This window comes from Bacillus sp. TH17 (genome assembly GCF_016651125.1).
Taxonomy (GTDB): domain Bacteria; phylum Bacillota; class Bacilli; order Bacillales; family Bacillaceae_G; genus Bacillus_A; species Bacillus_A mycoides.
The window spans coordinates 166,347-179,543 of the sequence record NZ_JAEKEN010000001.1; the positions used below are offsets into that span (position 1 = coordinate 166,347).

Here is a 13,197-nt window from a genome sequence, read left to right on the forward strand (position 1 = left end):
CACAAAGCAGGAGCTATGTGAGGGTATATTTTATTTAGCGAATGGAAGTAAGGAGAATATAATGAACAATTATAAATTGACGATTCAATATGATGGTGCGCGTTATAAAGGGTGGCAACGTCTTGGTAATAATGACAATACGATTCAGGGGAAAATCGAAAGTATAATATCTGAAATGGTCGGAAAAGAAATTGAAATTATCGGCTGTAGTAGAACGGATGCTGGTGTACACGCTTTGAATCAAGTAGCTAACTTTCAAAGTGATGAGAAGTTAGTAGAACATAAAGTAAAAAAGTATTTAAATCAATATTTACCAAATGATATTAGTATTACGAGTGTAGAAGAAGTACCAGATCGTTTCCATGCTCGTTACAATTCTAAAGCAAAAACATATCTTTATAAAATTTGGAATGAAGAGCATACGAACCCATTTATGCGTAAATACAGCATGCACGTGAATAAACAATTAAATGTGAAAAGCATGAAAGAAGCTGCGAAACATTTAGTTGGTTCACATGACTTCACTGCCTTTTCAAATGCAAAGTCTAAGAAAAAATCTATGGTTCGAGAAGTGTATACACTTGATGTTTCCGAAGAATCAGGATTTGTACAAATTAGAGTAAGTGGTAACGGATTCCTTCATAACATGGTGCGGAAAATTGTTGGAGCATTAATTGAAGTTGGATTAGGGCAATTAGAGGCGGACGCAATTCCAAACATTTTAGAGGAAAAACAACGTAATCAAATTAATTGTCTTGCTGAGGCGAGTGGATTGTATTTGGAGAATGTTGAATTTTAATAATAAGTAAAAAAATCGAGCTGATAAGGCTCGATTTTTTTGCACTCTGAAATTAAGAAGATTTCTCTTTCTTCATACGTAGCTTCAAATTCCAAAAAGCAGCAAGCATAATAGCTGCAAAGGAGCCGCTAATTGTGCCTAAGAGCTTTGCATGAGGAAAGCTGCTCATATCAATGAATAGCATTATACATAGAATGGTAGGGAAAAGACCTAAGTAGTGTAATAACTTCAACTTCTTATCATTACTCATATACATTGCCCCTTTCTAGCATATTATACGTTTATTATAACATATTTTACCAGTTTCTTTGCACTTGGAGAAAGATTCATTTCATATGTGTAAGTGCAATTTTTTAATTCGGTATTGTAAGTTTTGTCTACTCAATCCTAAAAATTTTGCGGCTTGTGAGATATTACCTTTATTTTCTTTAAGAATTTGATGGATATATTTCTTTTCCACTTCTTCGATTATACGTTTTAAAGTTTGTGGCGTATCAGTATTGTGACTAGTTAGCGGAGTCTGCATATTCAGTTCCTTTTTTGCTAGTTCGCGAAAGTGCGTTGGCATATGGAACGCTGTAATGATATCTTCATCTTCTATTAAGTTCATGGAGCCTTCAATTATATGTTCTAGTTCTCTCACATTACCAGGCCAATCGTATTTATAGAAGAAGTTATTTACGTTTAAATCTACATCTTTTACGCTAAGATCAAATTGGATATTGTATTTTTCAATAAAGTGTTGAACAAGATATGCAATATCTTCTTTTCGTTCCCGTAAAGGTGGAAGACATAAAGTAACAACGCTTAATCGGTAATATAAGTCTTGTCTTAATCGATTGTGTGCTATGGCTTCAAGAGGATCTTCATTAATAGTTGCTATAATACGAACATCAATTTCTTTTTCTTGTGTGCCTCCGATTCTTCGTATTGTTTTTTCTTGTATAGCCCGCAGCAATTTAGCTTGAAGTGCTGGGCTTAATGAGTTGATTTCATCTAATAACAAAGTTCCCCCATTTGCCTCTTCAAATAAACCAGGTTTATCTATTGCTCCTGTAAAAGCACCTCGATTTGTACCAAATAGTAAACTTTCCATTAAGGTTTCTGGTATAGCGGCACAGTTTTGCGAAATAAATGGTTTTGTTGAACGCTGGCTTTCATTATGGATGCTTTGCGCAAATAGCTCTTTACCGGTCCCTGTTTCCCCGATGATAAGTATGGAGGATGGCGTACGTATTACTCTCTTTGCTTCTGTAATGACCGATTGAATAGCTCTAGAATCACCAATTATGTGATCAAAGGTAAACTTAGTATTTTGTTTTCGAGAAAGGTTCGTTTTCATTGTTTGCTTTAAATGACTAATCTCTTTTGAAATTTCAATAGCGCCTTTAATTTTTCCATTTTCTATTATAGGAAAAGTATCGTTAATCGTCGTAATCTCTTGTCCTTTATTGTTAAAATACGTTTGTTTTATATTTTTGTTTGTTTTTCCAAGTTTTAAAGCCTCTATAAGAGTACTATTTTTATTTTCTTCAAATGCAAATACTTCTAAAGGATTTTTATCTAGCACATCTAAGCGATCCATTGATTCAATTTCCATCATTTTACGGTTATAGATAATCGTTTTACTTTCCTCATTAATAATATGGATCCCAATATCTAGTTCATTGAGTAAAGTTTCGTATAGCACATTCATTTCAATAATCTTTTTAAAATTGATTTCTTCTGTATGCATGTATTATCTTCTCCTCGTTATACCCTATGAAGACTGACTTTTTATAATTTTATTAAAATTCTCATAAAATCGCAAAATTTTTTTGCTATTTTCTCTTAAAAATTTTCAAATGATAGAAAATTTTTGCGGTTATGCAGATTTTTTTCGTAAGAAATACTAATTTTACATAGGTATTGAGGTTGGTACGTATTTTGCATGAATAGTAGTTAAGATCTCTAAATTTAAAGAGTAGGGGGATTATGAATCTTTATAGTGTATGCAACGTTTCAGTTTCAATTAATAAGAGGGAGGAATTTATAAAGTGAAGACGGTTATAGAAGGCGTGTATAGTCCTTGTTACGGGAAAGTAGAGAAATTATTTGTTACTGAAAGTTCTTACGTATATGAGTGGGAAAAATTAGCGTTAATTGAAACAATAGATAAGCAGCAGGTGGAAATTAAAGTGGGAATCAGTGGTTATATCGAATCATTAGAAGTGGTAGAAGGACAAGCTATCGCTAATCAAAAACTATTAATAACAGTGAGGGATGACCTTTTAATAACAGGTAGTGATTAATATAAGTAGTATGTATTTTTGCTCTTTTAAATAATTATTTTTACTATGAAGAATTTTAAAAACGCTTACATTAAATGGGTTTGCAAAGTGAAAAGGGGGGATTTATATGATGGATCAAAACCAGGGATTAAAAAGAGAATTGAAAAGTCGGCACATATTTATGATTGCACTCGGAGGGGTTATTGGTACTGGGCTTTTTTTAGGATCCAGTTATACAATTCATGAAGCTGGACCTGGAGGAGCGATTGTAGCGTATCTTGTCGGTGGATTTGTTATGTATTTAACGATGCTCTGTCTTGGAGAGTTAGCGGTTGCGATGCCTGATGCAGGATCGTATCAAACATATGCTACAAAACATATTTCACCTGCAGCGGGTTATGTAGTGGGATGGATGTCGTGGCTAAACTGGACGGCTACGATAGGCATTGAATTAATTGCAGTTAGTATATTAATGAAACGTTGGTTTCCAGATGTATCATCATGGATTTGGTGCGTAGTGTTTGCCGTATTGCTCTTTGTTATTAATGCGTTATCTTCAAGAAGTTTTGCGGAGGTTGAATTCTGGTTTGCAAGTATTAAAGTAATTACAATTATTGCATTTATCATTTTGGGCGGGGCAGCAATGTTTGGTTTTTTAGATATGAAAGGAAATGAACCAGCGCCGATGTTTTCTAGCTTTACTGATTATGGTGGATTGTTCCCAAATGGGTTATCAGCCATTTTAATTACGATGATTGCAGTTAATTTTTCCTTCCAAGGAACAGAACTAGTTGGTATTGCAGCTGGTGAGAGTGAAAATCCAGAGAAAACTATCCCGAAGGCAATTAATAATACAGTTTGGCGCATACTTATTTTCTTTGTACTATCTATTTTTATTCTTGCGGGACTATTTCCTTGGCAGCAAGCAGGAGTGATAGAAAGTCCATTCGTAGTTGTATTTGATAAAATTGGTATTCCTTATGCGGCTGATATTATAAATTTCGTTATTATTACAGCTGTACTATCAGTTGCGAATTCAGGATTATATGCAACTTCCCGTATGCTATGGTCTATGTCTAATCAAGGAATGATTAGCCCGATTTTTGGTAAGTTATCTAAAAACGGTGTTCCTATTTATGCATTGATTGTAAGTACGTTTGTAGGGTGTCTCTCATTACTATCAGGTATTTATGCGGAAGATACAGTTTATTTATGGCTTCTTTCTATTGCTGGGTTTGGAGCGATATTAGTTTGGGCATCTATTGCTTTATCTAACCTATTAGCTAGAAGGACATACGTGAAGCAAGGGGGAGATATTAAGGATTTGAAATTTAAAACACCACTGTATCCATTTGTTCCAATTCTTGCTTTAGTGTTAAATTTAACAGTAATTGTAGCTATGGCTTTTATTCCAGAACAAAGAATGGCATTGTATTGTGGTATTCCATTTATGATTGTTTGTTTACTGTTTTATCGTGCTACTAGAAATAAGAGAAGTAAAGTAGAACATACTGAAAAGACAAATACAACCGAATTAGAAAGTTTATAATAGTGATTAATTTGGAGACTGTAAGATTGTAAACAGTCTCTTTTTTTGTAAAAATAAAGCTGGAAACATACTACGTATGCAAAGGGGAATTAGCAATGAATCGAGAAGTTTCACAGCTATTAGAACAGATTGATTTACGAAAAGAGGAGCTACTAGAACTTACAAAAACTTTAATTCGTTTTGAAACACCAGCACCACCAGCAAGAAATACAAATGGGGCGCAAGAATTTGTTGCGGAGTTTCTAAAAAAACGAAATTTTAGTATTGATAAATGGGATGTATATCCAAATGATCCGAATGTTGTTGGAGTGAAAAAGGGGACAGCAAGTGAGTCACATAAAAGTCTCATTATTAATGGACATATAGATGTTGCAGAAGTATCAAAGGACGAACCGTGGGAAACAAAGCCGTTTGAGCCGTTTATAAAAGATGGTTGGTTAGTTGGGAGAGGCGCGGCAGATATGAAAGGTGGACTAGCTGGAGCCTTATTTGCTATTCAGCTTTTAGAAGAAGTGGGGATTGAATTCCCTGGAGATTTAATTTTTCAATCGGTAATTGGCGAAGAAGTAGGAGAAGCAGGGACACTTCAATGTTGTAAGCGTGGTTATGATGCTGATTTTGCAGTAGTAGTTGATACAAGTAATTTACATATGCAAGGGCAGGGCGGCGTAATTACTGGATGGATTACAGTGAAAAGCCCGCAAACGTTTCATGATGCAACACGTAGACAAATGATCCATGCTGGAGGACGTCTATTTGGAGCGAGTGCGATTGAGAAAATGATGAAGATTGTCCAAAGCTTACAAGAATTAGAGCGTCATTGGGCAGTCATGAAAACATATGAAGGCTATCCATCTGGAACAACAACAATTAATCCAGCTGTTATTGAAGGAGGACGTCATGCGGCATTTATTGCGGATGAGTGCCGATTGTGGATAACCGTACATTTTTATCCAAATGAAACGCATGAACAAATAATAGAAGAAATAGAAGAGTATTTAGGAAAAGTGGCAGCAGCAGATCCCTGGTTAAGAGAGAACCCACCACAATTTAAGTGGGGCGGAGAATCAATGATTGTGGATCGTGGCGAAATTTTTCCTTCTTTAGAAGTAGATAGCGAACATGTTGCTGTCAAAACGCTAAGTTCAGTACATGAATCTATTTTATCTAAAAATGCAATTTTAGATATGTCAGCAACGGTAACTGATGGCGGATGGTTTAGTGAGTTTAACATTCCAGCTGTTATTTACGGACCAGGTACATTAGAAGAAGCTCATTCAATAAATGAGAAAGTTGAAGTTGAGCAGTTAATTGAATTTACAAAAGTAATAACAGCGTTCATATATGAATGGTGTCATACAAAAAAATAGATTAGTATATTGAAATTGTACAGGTATGTACTTGTACGCTTTTTTAGTGAACTATTTCAGAGTTGAACATAAACAACTGAAATAGTTCTTTATTTTTCTATGTTTTTCGTTTTATTTCAATTAATTTCTCTTTAGCTAATTCAACGGCAATCGCATCATCTAAATAGCCGATTGGAAAAAGATAATCGGGGATAATGTCTGTTGATAAAATGAAATATAGTAAGGCACCCCCAATAATTGCACGCTCTTCGGTTGAAATGGTTTCTGTACAAAATTGTTGGTACATATTTGTTAATTGCTCAATGAAAGGACCAGCACTATCAATTTGTTCTATTTTACTTTTGAAACTCTCGTGAATACGTTTTTCGCCTTCAGTAGTTTGAGCATAGCGCTCGTAATTTTCAAGTTCTTGTTTTACACGAGTTGTTGTGTATTCGAAGTCGAATAGGTTAGAGGATTGTAATGTTTGTTGAATTGTATCGAGAGATGTGTACATATCTGCTTTTTCCTTATTTATGTGTGGAGAGTTAGGGTACATTTCATCAAGTAATAATTGCGGTGGAACTTGTAGACAGTTTGCGAATTTTTGTAAATGGTTTTGCTTCGGTTGTTGTTTGCCATTAATTATTCTTGAAATTGTTGCAGGATCAATATTTGTAAGTGTTCCTAGTTGGCGCATAGATAGAGCACGCTCCTTTAACAGTTTCTTTATTAATTTACCGAGCCGCTCATTTGGATTTCCATTGGGCATAATGTAGGCACTCCTTTTCTATTGTCTATCGTTGAAAAAATGTTGAGCATTTATTACAAGTATATGAAACAGACAGGCACAGTTGCTCAACATTTTCATAATATGCAACGAAAAGTGAGAAAAGGGGTGACTGTACGATGAGTACGGCAGGTTTATTTTCAATTTTTTTAATCGGGATTGCGTCTAATTTAGATAATGCAGGTGTTGGAATTGCATATGGCATTCGTAAAATTCGAATTTCGTGGCTTAACAATTTTATCATCGCATTTTTTGGATTTTTATTTACTTTACTAGCTGGATTTTTTGGGAATTGGATCGCATTATTTATTTCAGAGTTCACAGCAAACATTATTGGAGCAGTCGTTTTAGGAATAATCGGGGTGTTTATTTTATGTCAGCCTTTCTTGAGTCAAAAAGATACCGTAGAATCTAAAGATAGTAGTGTACTTATGGGGGTTTTACGTGATCCAGAAAAAGCAGATTTTGATGGTTCTAAAACAATTAGTTTTTCTGAAGCAATTGTTTTAGGAGTTGCATTGTCCATAAACAATATTGCAGGTGGATTTGATGCTGGAGTAACAAATTTAAATCTTTGGCTTACGGCATGTATTTCTGGAGTTTTTAGTTTTATTTGTATTAGTGGTTTTACGTATGTTGGTAAAAGATTTTTAGCTGAATACTTAGGGAAATGGGCAACTATAATTGCAGGTGTGTTATTAATTCTTATTGGAATTGATCAATTGTTGTAAGAAGGATATGGAAAACAGTATTCGAGTATTTCCTTGGAAATACACTAAAAAATTGCATATATCGACGTGAAATCTTTTCACGGTAATGAAAGATTGTAAGTATTATACAAATATTTGGTGTAAAAAGGTTTGAAAAAGTAAAAGCACCTGCATAGGTGCTTTTTAGCGTATATCTTCAATTAGTTGTGCACATTCTTCATCATGCATACTGTACTCACTTAAAACTTGAATACAAAGCCATTTCAGTTCTTCAATACTATGCTCAAGTTCTTCGGGAAGTACATGGTAAATGTCTTCAAGTCCCATTCCGAAATGAATAAGTTCTAATACTTGATCATCGATGTTCCGATCCATTAATAGTTCAAGCACTTCTAAATTGAATATGTATCGGTGAGATTCATCGAGTGAAACAACTTTTAGTTTCAAACTTTCTACAATACTCAATATAAAAAGAAGAATTGTTTTTTCGAGAACAGGTTGTTTCTCCATTTGAAATATGAGTTTCATCTTTTACACCTCCACATACAGCGCTAGGTTGTACTATATTATTCAGGAGGGGGGAGCAAATATGCATAATAAAGAGAACTTTTATTACTGTTTTTTTGAATTGTGTTGATGCCTAGTAGAACGGATTTTTTGTGAAATAAAAAATCCTGCCAATATAGCAGGATAACTTCTAAATTAAAACATACTCCAACCTTCTTGGGCAGAAAGTAATTCAAGAATTTTAAAACCAGCGATACTATTTCCGTTTGCATCTAAAGCTGGTCCGAAAATACCGATTCCCATTTCGCCTTTTACGCAGCCGAAAATGCCGCCCGCTACACCACTTTTTGCAGGGATTCCAACACGAATTGCAAATTCACCAGATTCATTATACATCCCGCAAGTAACCATAAATGTTTTACAAATTTTCGTAATATGTTTAGGGATGATCTGTTTCTTTTTATAAGGATCATATCCATCCATTGCAAAGATTAAACCAATACGTGCTAGGTCGATACAGTTAACCTCAATTGCACATTGACGCGTATATAAATCCATAAGTTCTTCAATATCGTTATCGATGATGCCATTTTGTTTCATATAGTAACAAAGAGAACGGTTTAAGTAAGCTGTTTCTAATTCAGAAGTGGCAACTTTAGAAGAATAACTAATAGTAGGATTGTCTGTTATATCACGCACAAATTGAAGAATGCGTTCCATCTTCTCCTCGTTATCATTACCAGCTAGCATACTTGTAATAGCTAATGCACCCGCATTAATCATTGGATTAAGAGGCTTGGAAGAACTTGTTGTTTCAAGCTTAATAATAGAATTAAATGGGTCACCAGTTGGTTCCATTCCAACTTTAGAAAATACAGATTCTTCACCACGGTCTAAAAGGGCAAGAGCAAGTGTAATTACTTTAGAAATACTTTGAAGAGTAAATAGTGTTTGTGAGTTACCAGCATGGATATATTCTGTTTCTTTATGGAAAATGGCAATCCCTAGATCATTTGGATTTGCATTTCCTAGTTCGGGGATATAAGTAGCAAGTTTTCCTTTTTTCGTATATGGTTTTACTTGTTCTAACAACTGCTGTAAGTTGTTTGTTTCAATGCACTGCATAGTACCAACGCTCCTATTTCGAATTAGCTAAGTTTACTTTTCCCGATATGCTCGGAAATAAATAATAACATGAAAAAGTGGAATGATAAAACGAAAGTTGAATGTTCTATAGTGAGTCTTCAGTTTCGATTATTCCGTGTTATAAAAGGAAAATTTTCCTTTTATATAACAGTTTGGAAATAGGAGATTTATCCATAAAAAGTTCGGAAATAAAAACTACACATCTATACAACTATATGTTATTATGGTTATGTAATAGAAAGCGTTTTCTAAAGCGTACTTATAATGATAACGATTTCATAAATTTGATAGGGGGAATTAAGATGTTGCAGTTTTTACAACGTATTGGTAAAGCGTTAATGCTTCCAATCGCCGTACTACCAGCAGCAGGATTATTGCTTCGTTTAGGGCAACCAGATGTATTTAATATTCCTGTTATGGCACAGGCCGGCGCAGCGGTTTTTGATAATTTAGCACTTATTTTTGCAATTGGTATTGCAATCGGTCTTTCAGTTGATGGTAGTGGTGCAGCAGGTCTTGCAGGTGCAATTGGTTATCTAGTTATGAAAAACAGTATTGATGCACTTAGTAAGGGATATTCTACTGCAGAATTACAAGATAAATTAGGTAAAGTCCAAGATTTAATAGGAAATAGCGCAAATGTAGATCCATCTAAGCTTGCAGATACAATGACACAAGTATCTAAGGCAGCCGAATTATCGACTAAAGTGGATATGAAAGTTTTAGGTGGTATTATTGTCGGTGTTATAGCAGGATTCCTTTATAATAAATTCCATAAAATTAAACTTCCAGAATGGTTAGGTTTCTTTGCTGGAAAACGTTTTGTTCCGATTGTTACATCGGTTGTAATGCTAATATTAGGAATTCTATTCGCACAAATTTGGCCAGCAATTCAAAATGGTATCGATGCATTAGCTCATGGAATTGTTAATTTAGGTGCAGTTGGTTCAGGTCTATTTGGTTTATTAAACCGTCTATTAATCCCAATTGGTTTACACCATGTAATGAACACATATTTCTGGTTCGTATTTGGTGACTTTACAAATGCAGCAGGTAATGTTGTAAATGGTGACATCGCTCGCTTCCTTGCAGGGGATAAAACAGCAGGTATGTTTATGACTGGTTTCTTCCCAGTTATGATGTTCGGTTTACCAGCAGCATGTTTTGCAATGATTGCAGCTGCTAAACCAGAAAAACGTAAAATGGTTACAGGTATGTTAGGTGGCCTAGCATTAACTTCATTCTTAACTGGTATTACAGAACCTATTGAATTCTCATTCATGTTCTTATCACCATTATTATATGGTATTCATGCCGTGTTAACAGGTATATCTTTATTCGTAACAACATCACTTGGCATTCACGATGGTTTCACATTTAGTGCCGGTGCAATTGATTACTTCTTAAACTTTGGTATTGCAACAAAACCAGTGTTACTAGCAGGAATCGGTTTAATTTACGCAGCAATTTACTTCGTAGTATTCTACTTCTTAATTAAGAAGTTCGACTTAAAAACTCCTGGTCGTGAAGATGACGATGAGTTAGCTGAAGAGGGTGATGCACCAGTTGCAGGTTCAATTGGTGAAACTTACGTAGCAGCTTTAGGCGGAAAAGAAAACTTAACAGTTATTGATAACTGTGCAACGCGTTTACGCTTACAAGTGAAAGATGCAGGTTTAGTAAATGAACCAGCATTAAAACGCGCAGGTGCAAAAGGCGTTATGAAATTAAGTAACACAAGTGTACAAGTTATCGTAGGTACAAATGTTGAATCTGTTGCCGATGATATGAAAAAACACGTATAAATAGTTAGATAAGAGGATATCCAAAAAGATTGATAACACCAGTCTTTTACAGGATATCCTCTTTTATTATGTTGAAATTTTAAAGGGAATCTTACTTTTGTAAATTTTCTTTTTCTTTTTTATACATATAGGTTGGTAATATGTTCAGCGCATGATAAAGTAGGGATGACATAGAATGGAATGTCTATAATCTACTGAAATGATTTGGAGAAAGTCTTGTGTAGATGAATTAAATTATCGGTAAATAAGGGGAAAAAGGTAATCATGGATCAGGAAAAAAATACTGTTAATGGGAAAGTACGTCGTCCGATTGTATACATAAAAAGAACAATCATTCTCGTCCTACTATTTTCACTTGTATATTTCATGTATACAAAAATTGTTGCGCATAATAAAAAAGAAGAAACTTTAAAAGCAGCAGCAGAAATGAAGAAGCGAGAAGAGATAAAAAAGATAGAAGAAGTGAAAAGGCAAGAAGCTGAAAAACAAAGAAAACAAAAAGAACAGGAAGAACAGATAAAACAGGCGCAAGTTATAGAGAAACCTGCTGAAGGACCGCCTCAAGAAATTAATGAAAACGCTCAATTGGATCAATATTTACAGAGCATGGGATTTAGTGGGACAGCTGTTATTGTGAAGAATGGGAAAGTTCTTGTGAATAAAGGATACGGCATGGCTAATAAAGAGAAGCAAGTGCCGAATAATTCAGAGACGACCTTTTATATTGGTTCTATTTCAAAAGCATTTGTGGCGACTGCTATTATGCAATTAAAAGATCAAAATAAGTTACAAGTAGAGGATACAGTTGCAAAGTATATTCCAGACTTTCCTCAAGGTAATAGCATTCAGTTAAAACATCTATTAACACATACATCAGGCATTCCGGAATATGAGCAGGGAAAAGAAGATATTTCTCATGAAGAGTTGATAAAACGAATAGGAAACCAAAAGCGTATTGCAGGACCAGGAGAGAAATGGAAGTATTCAGATTCGAACTACTCTATACTTGCTTACATTGCTGAGAAGGTAAGTGGACAACCATTAGAAGAATATATTAAACAACATATTTTTGCTACTGCTGGTATGAAGCATTCTGGTTTCGGTAAAGCGTTAGAGCAAACAAGGTTTCCATCGACAGGTTATAAAATAGTGAATAATAACATGACAACACCTAACATTCCGAGCATGTCACAACTATATGGTTGCGGTGATATATATACAAGCGCGCATGATTTATATTTATTTAATGAAGCACTCTTTTCTGGAAAATTAATTTCAAAAGAGAGTTATGATCAAATGTTTACAGCTGTGAAAAAGGATTACGGATTTGGCTGGTATGTAGATCCAGGAAGCTATTCAAATCACGGTGTAATGCCAGGTTGGAATTGCTTAAATGGTTTTAGTAAAAATGGTAGTGTATATGTGGTTTTATTATCTAACATTCAAAATAACATTAAATCATTTGGTAAAGTGAATAACGACATTTATACGATGTTGCGGAATATTGAAGTGTAAGAGGCTATCCTTTTGGATAGTCTTTTTTGTATTGAGGAAATATATGTGCGGTTCGATGATGAAATAAATGGAAAATGGGAGGTTTATGAGTATACATAAGCATCATGCACGCAATGCGAAACGAATTTTGTGTATTACGGCGTAGCTGCCATTGTGACAATTGAAAATTAATATATATATAAAGACAGATGGGAAACTATCGATCTTTTTTTATGCTCTGAAACAATTATTTCTTTTAGAAAATGTATGCCTTACCTATCACAAAAAAGTCTGCTTTGTATAAATTAAGATGTATGGATGTAAATTTTTATACTTTAAAAATAATAGGAGGAGAAGCATATGTGTCTGTTCAGAAAATATTGGCATAAATTATCCAGACTGTTTAATAGACAATTAGGCTATTTTTTAGATGACAAGTTACTGCCTGCTGTGGAACGACTTTTATTTTCACAAAACTTTGCGAGATTTATTCAAAGAAATTCTAAGCAAGCTACGGAAGAGTTTATAGAATCAAGTCAATTTCAATCTATTATTTGTAACATTTTAAAAGAATGCAATACATCACCTTTTAAGGAAATTGCAAAGCAATATTTAGGTAAAAACGTAGAAATTACTGTGACAGTTGGACAGTTAGTAGGTGTTATTGTAGCAGTTGGTGACGATTTCTTAACGCTGCAAGAAGGAATAGGAACTGAAGTTTTATTACCATTTACAAGTATTATATCAATGAAAGAAGTGTAAGAAAGGAGACTTATAT

General features: G+C 34.4%; 13 protein-coding genes. 8 read left to right on the plus strand and 5 right to left on the minus strand.

The window, feature by feature from the left end:
- Positions 1-61 precede the first annotated feature (61 nt).
- Positions 62-799 carry a tRNA pseudouridine(38-40) synthase TruA gene (truA, locus tag JFT95_RS00740; protein WP_002125027.1) on the plus strand — a complete coding sequence of 246 codons (738 nt, stop codon included), beginning with the start codon at positions 62-64 and terminating at the stop codon, positions 797-799.
- A 52-nt stretch (positions 800-851) separates the two neighbouring features.
- On the opposite strand, the gene JFT95_RS00745 is transcribed toward truA, so the two are convergent.
- Together JFT95_RS00745 and JFT95_RS00750 are read right to left on the minus strand one after the other, a co-directional pair.
- Positions 852-1,049, minus strand: a complete 198-nt coding sequence (locus tag JFT95_RS00745) for a hypothetical protein (protein WP_002140273.1) — start codon at positions 1,047-1,049, stop codon at positions 852-854.
- Positions 1,050-1,130: 81 nt separating this feature from the next.
- Entirely contained in the window at positions 1,131-2,534 is a 1,404-nt protein-coding gene (locus JFT95_RS00750) for a sigma-54 interaction domain-containing protein (RefSeq protein ID WP_002186862.1), read from the minus strand.
- 301 nt (positions 2,535-2,835) lie between these two features.
- Between JFT95_RS00750 and JFT95_RS00755 the strand changes: the two genes are divergently transcribed.
- The 3 genes from JFT95_RS00755 (at position 2,836) to JFT95_RS00765 (ending at position 5,988) form a co-directional block, all read left to right on the plus strand.
- On the plus strand, positions 2,836-3,090 hold the full coding sequence (locus JFT95_RS00755; RefSeq protein ID WP_085308950.1) for a biotin/lipoyl attachment domain-containing protein: 255 nt from the start codon (positions 2,836-2,838) through the stop codon (positions 3,088-3,090).
- 106 nt (positions 3,091-3,196) lie between these two features.
- Complete coding sequence (locus JFT95_RS00760; protein WP_002125032.1) at positions 3,197-4,618, plus strand: amino acid permease; 1,422 nt, start codon at positions 3,197-3,199, stop codon at positions 4,616-4,618.
- A 95-nt stretch (positions 4,619-4,713) separates the two neighbouring features.
- Positions 4,714-5,988, plus strand: a complete 1,275-nt coding sequence (locus JFT95_RS00765) for an acetylornithine deacetylase (protein WP_201051139.1) — start codon at positions 4,714-4,716, stop codon at positions 5,986-5,988.
- A gap of 97 nt (positions 5,989-6,085) precedes the next feature.
- Here JFT95_RS00765 and JFT95_RS00770 read toward each other — a convergent pair whose 3' ends face one another.
- Positions 6,086-6,739, minus strand: coding sequence for a helix-turn-helix domain-containing protein (locus JFT95_RS00770; protein ID WP_002029602.1), 654 nt, complete (start codon positions 6,737-6,739; stop codon positions 6,086-6,088).
- A 137-nt stretch (positions 6,740-6,876) separates the two neighbouring features.
- Here JFT95_RS00770 and ytaF point away from each other — a divergent pair, with 137 nt between their 5' ends.
- Positions 6,877-7,488 (plus strand): sporulation membrane protein YtaF, encoded by a 612-nt coding sequence (gene ytaF / locus JFT95_RS00775; protein WP_002125037.1) that lies wholly within the window; start codon positions 6,877-6,879, stop codon positions 7,486-7,488.
- 162 nt (positions 7,489-7,650) lie between these two features.
- On the opposite strand, the gene JFT95_RS00780 is transcribed toward ytaF, so the two are convergent.
- Both JFT95_RS00780 and glsA read right to left on the minus strand, forming a co-directional pair.
- Positions 7,651-7,995 carry a DUF3969 family protein gene (locus JFT95_RS00780; protein WP_002125038.1) on the minus strand — a complete coding sequence of 115 codons (345 nt, stop codon included), beginning with the start codon at positions 7,993-7,995 and terminating at the stop codon, positions 7,651-7,653.
- A 174-nt stretch (positions 7,996-8,169) separates the two neighbouring features.
- Positions 8,170-9,099 carry a glutaminase A gene (glsA, locus tag JFT95_RS00785; RefSeq protein WP_201051142.1) on the minus strand — a complete coding sequence of 310 codons (930 nt, stop codon included), beginning with the start codon at positions 9,097-9,099 and terminating at the stop codon, positions 8,170-8,172.
- A 323-nt stretch (positions 9,100-9,422) separates the two neighbouring features.
- On the opposite strand from glsA, the gene nagE reads away from it, so the two are divergent.
- The 3 genes from nagE to JFT95_RS00800 all read left to right on the plus strand — a co-directional run bounded on the left by nagE (position 9,423) and on the right by JFT95_RS00800 (position 13,181).
- Positions 9,423-10,925, plus strand: coding sequence for an N-acetylglucosamine-specific PTS transporter subunit IIBC (gene nagE, locus JFT95_RS00790; protein ID WP_003187209.1), 1,503 nt, complete (start codon positions 9,423-9,425; stop codon positions 10,923-10,925).
- A 264-nt stretch (positions 10,926-11,189) separates the two neighbouring features.
- Positions 11,190-12,440 carry a serine hydrolase domain-containing protein gene (locus JFT95_RS00795; RefSeq protein WP_002132176.1) on the plus strand — a complete coding sequence of 417 codons (1,251 nt, stop codon included), beginning with the start codon at positions 11,190-11,192 and terminating at the stop codon, positions 12,438-12,440.
- Between the two features lie 339 nt (positions 12,441-12,779).
- On the plus strand, positions 12,780-13,181 hold the full coding sequence (locus JFT95_RS00800) for an LSm family protein (protein WP_201051144.1): 402 nt from the start codon (positions 12,780-12,782) through the stop codon (positions 13,179-13,181).
- The last annotated feature ends 16 nt before the right edge of the window (positions 13,182-13,197 follow it).

Coding starts and splice junctions, on each gene's coding strand:
- truA (WP_002125027.1), top strand. CDS start 62: ATGAACAATTATAAATTGACGATTCAATATGATGGTGCGCGTTATAAA.
- JFT95_RS00745 (WP_002140273.1), bottom strand. CDS start 1,049: ATGAGTAATGATAAGAAGTTGAAGTTATTACACTACTTAGGTCTTTTC.
- JFT95_RS00750 (WP_002186862.1), bottom strand. CDS start 2,534: ATGCATACAGAAGAAATCAATTTTAAAAAGATTATTGAAATGAATGTG.
- JFT95_RS00760 (WP_002125032.1), top strand. CDS start 3,197: ATGATGGATCAAAACCAGGGATTAAAAAGAGAATTGAAAAGTCGGCAC.
- JFT95_RS00765 (WP_201051139.1), top strand. CDS start 4,714: ATGAATCGAGAAGTTTCACAGCTATTAGAACAGATTGATTTACGAAAA.
- JFT95_RS00770 (WP_002029602.1), bottom strand. CDS start 6,739: ATGCCCAATGGAAATCCAAATGAGCGGCTCGGTAAATTAATAAAGAAA.
- ytaF (WP_002125037.1), top strand. CDS start 6,877: ATGAGTACGGCAGGTTTATTTTCAATTTTTTTAATCGGGATTGCGTCT.
- JFT95_RS00780 (WP_002125038.1), bottom strand. CDS start 7,995: ATGAAACTCATATTTCAAATGGAGAAACAACCTGTTCTCGAAAAAACA.
- glsA (WP_201051142.1), bottom strand. CDS start 9,099: ATGCAGTGCATTGAAACAAACAACTTACAGCAGTTGTTAGAACAAGTA.
- nagE (WP_003187209.1), top strand. CDS start 9,423: ATGTTGCAGTTTTTACAACGTATTGGTAAAGCGTTAATGCTTCCAATC.
- JFT95_RS00795 (WP_002132176.1), top strand. CDS start 11,190: ATGGATCAGGAAAAAAATACTGTTAATGGGAAAGTACGTCGTCCGATT.
- JFT95_RS00800 (WP_201051144.1), top strand. CDS start 12,780: ATGTGTCTGTTCAGAAAATATTGGCATAAATTATCCAGACTGTTTAAT.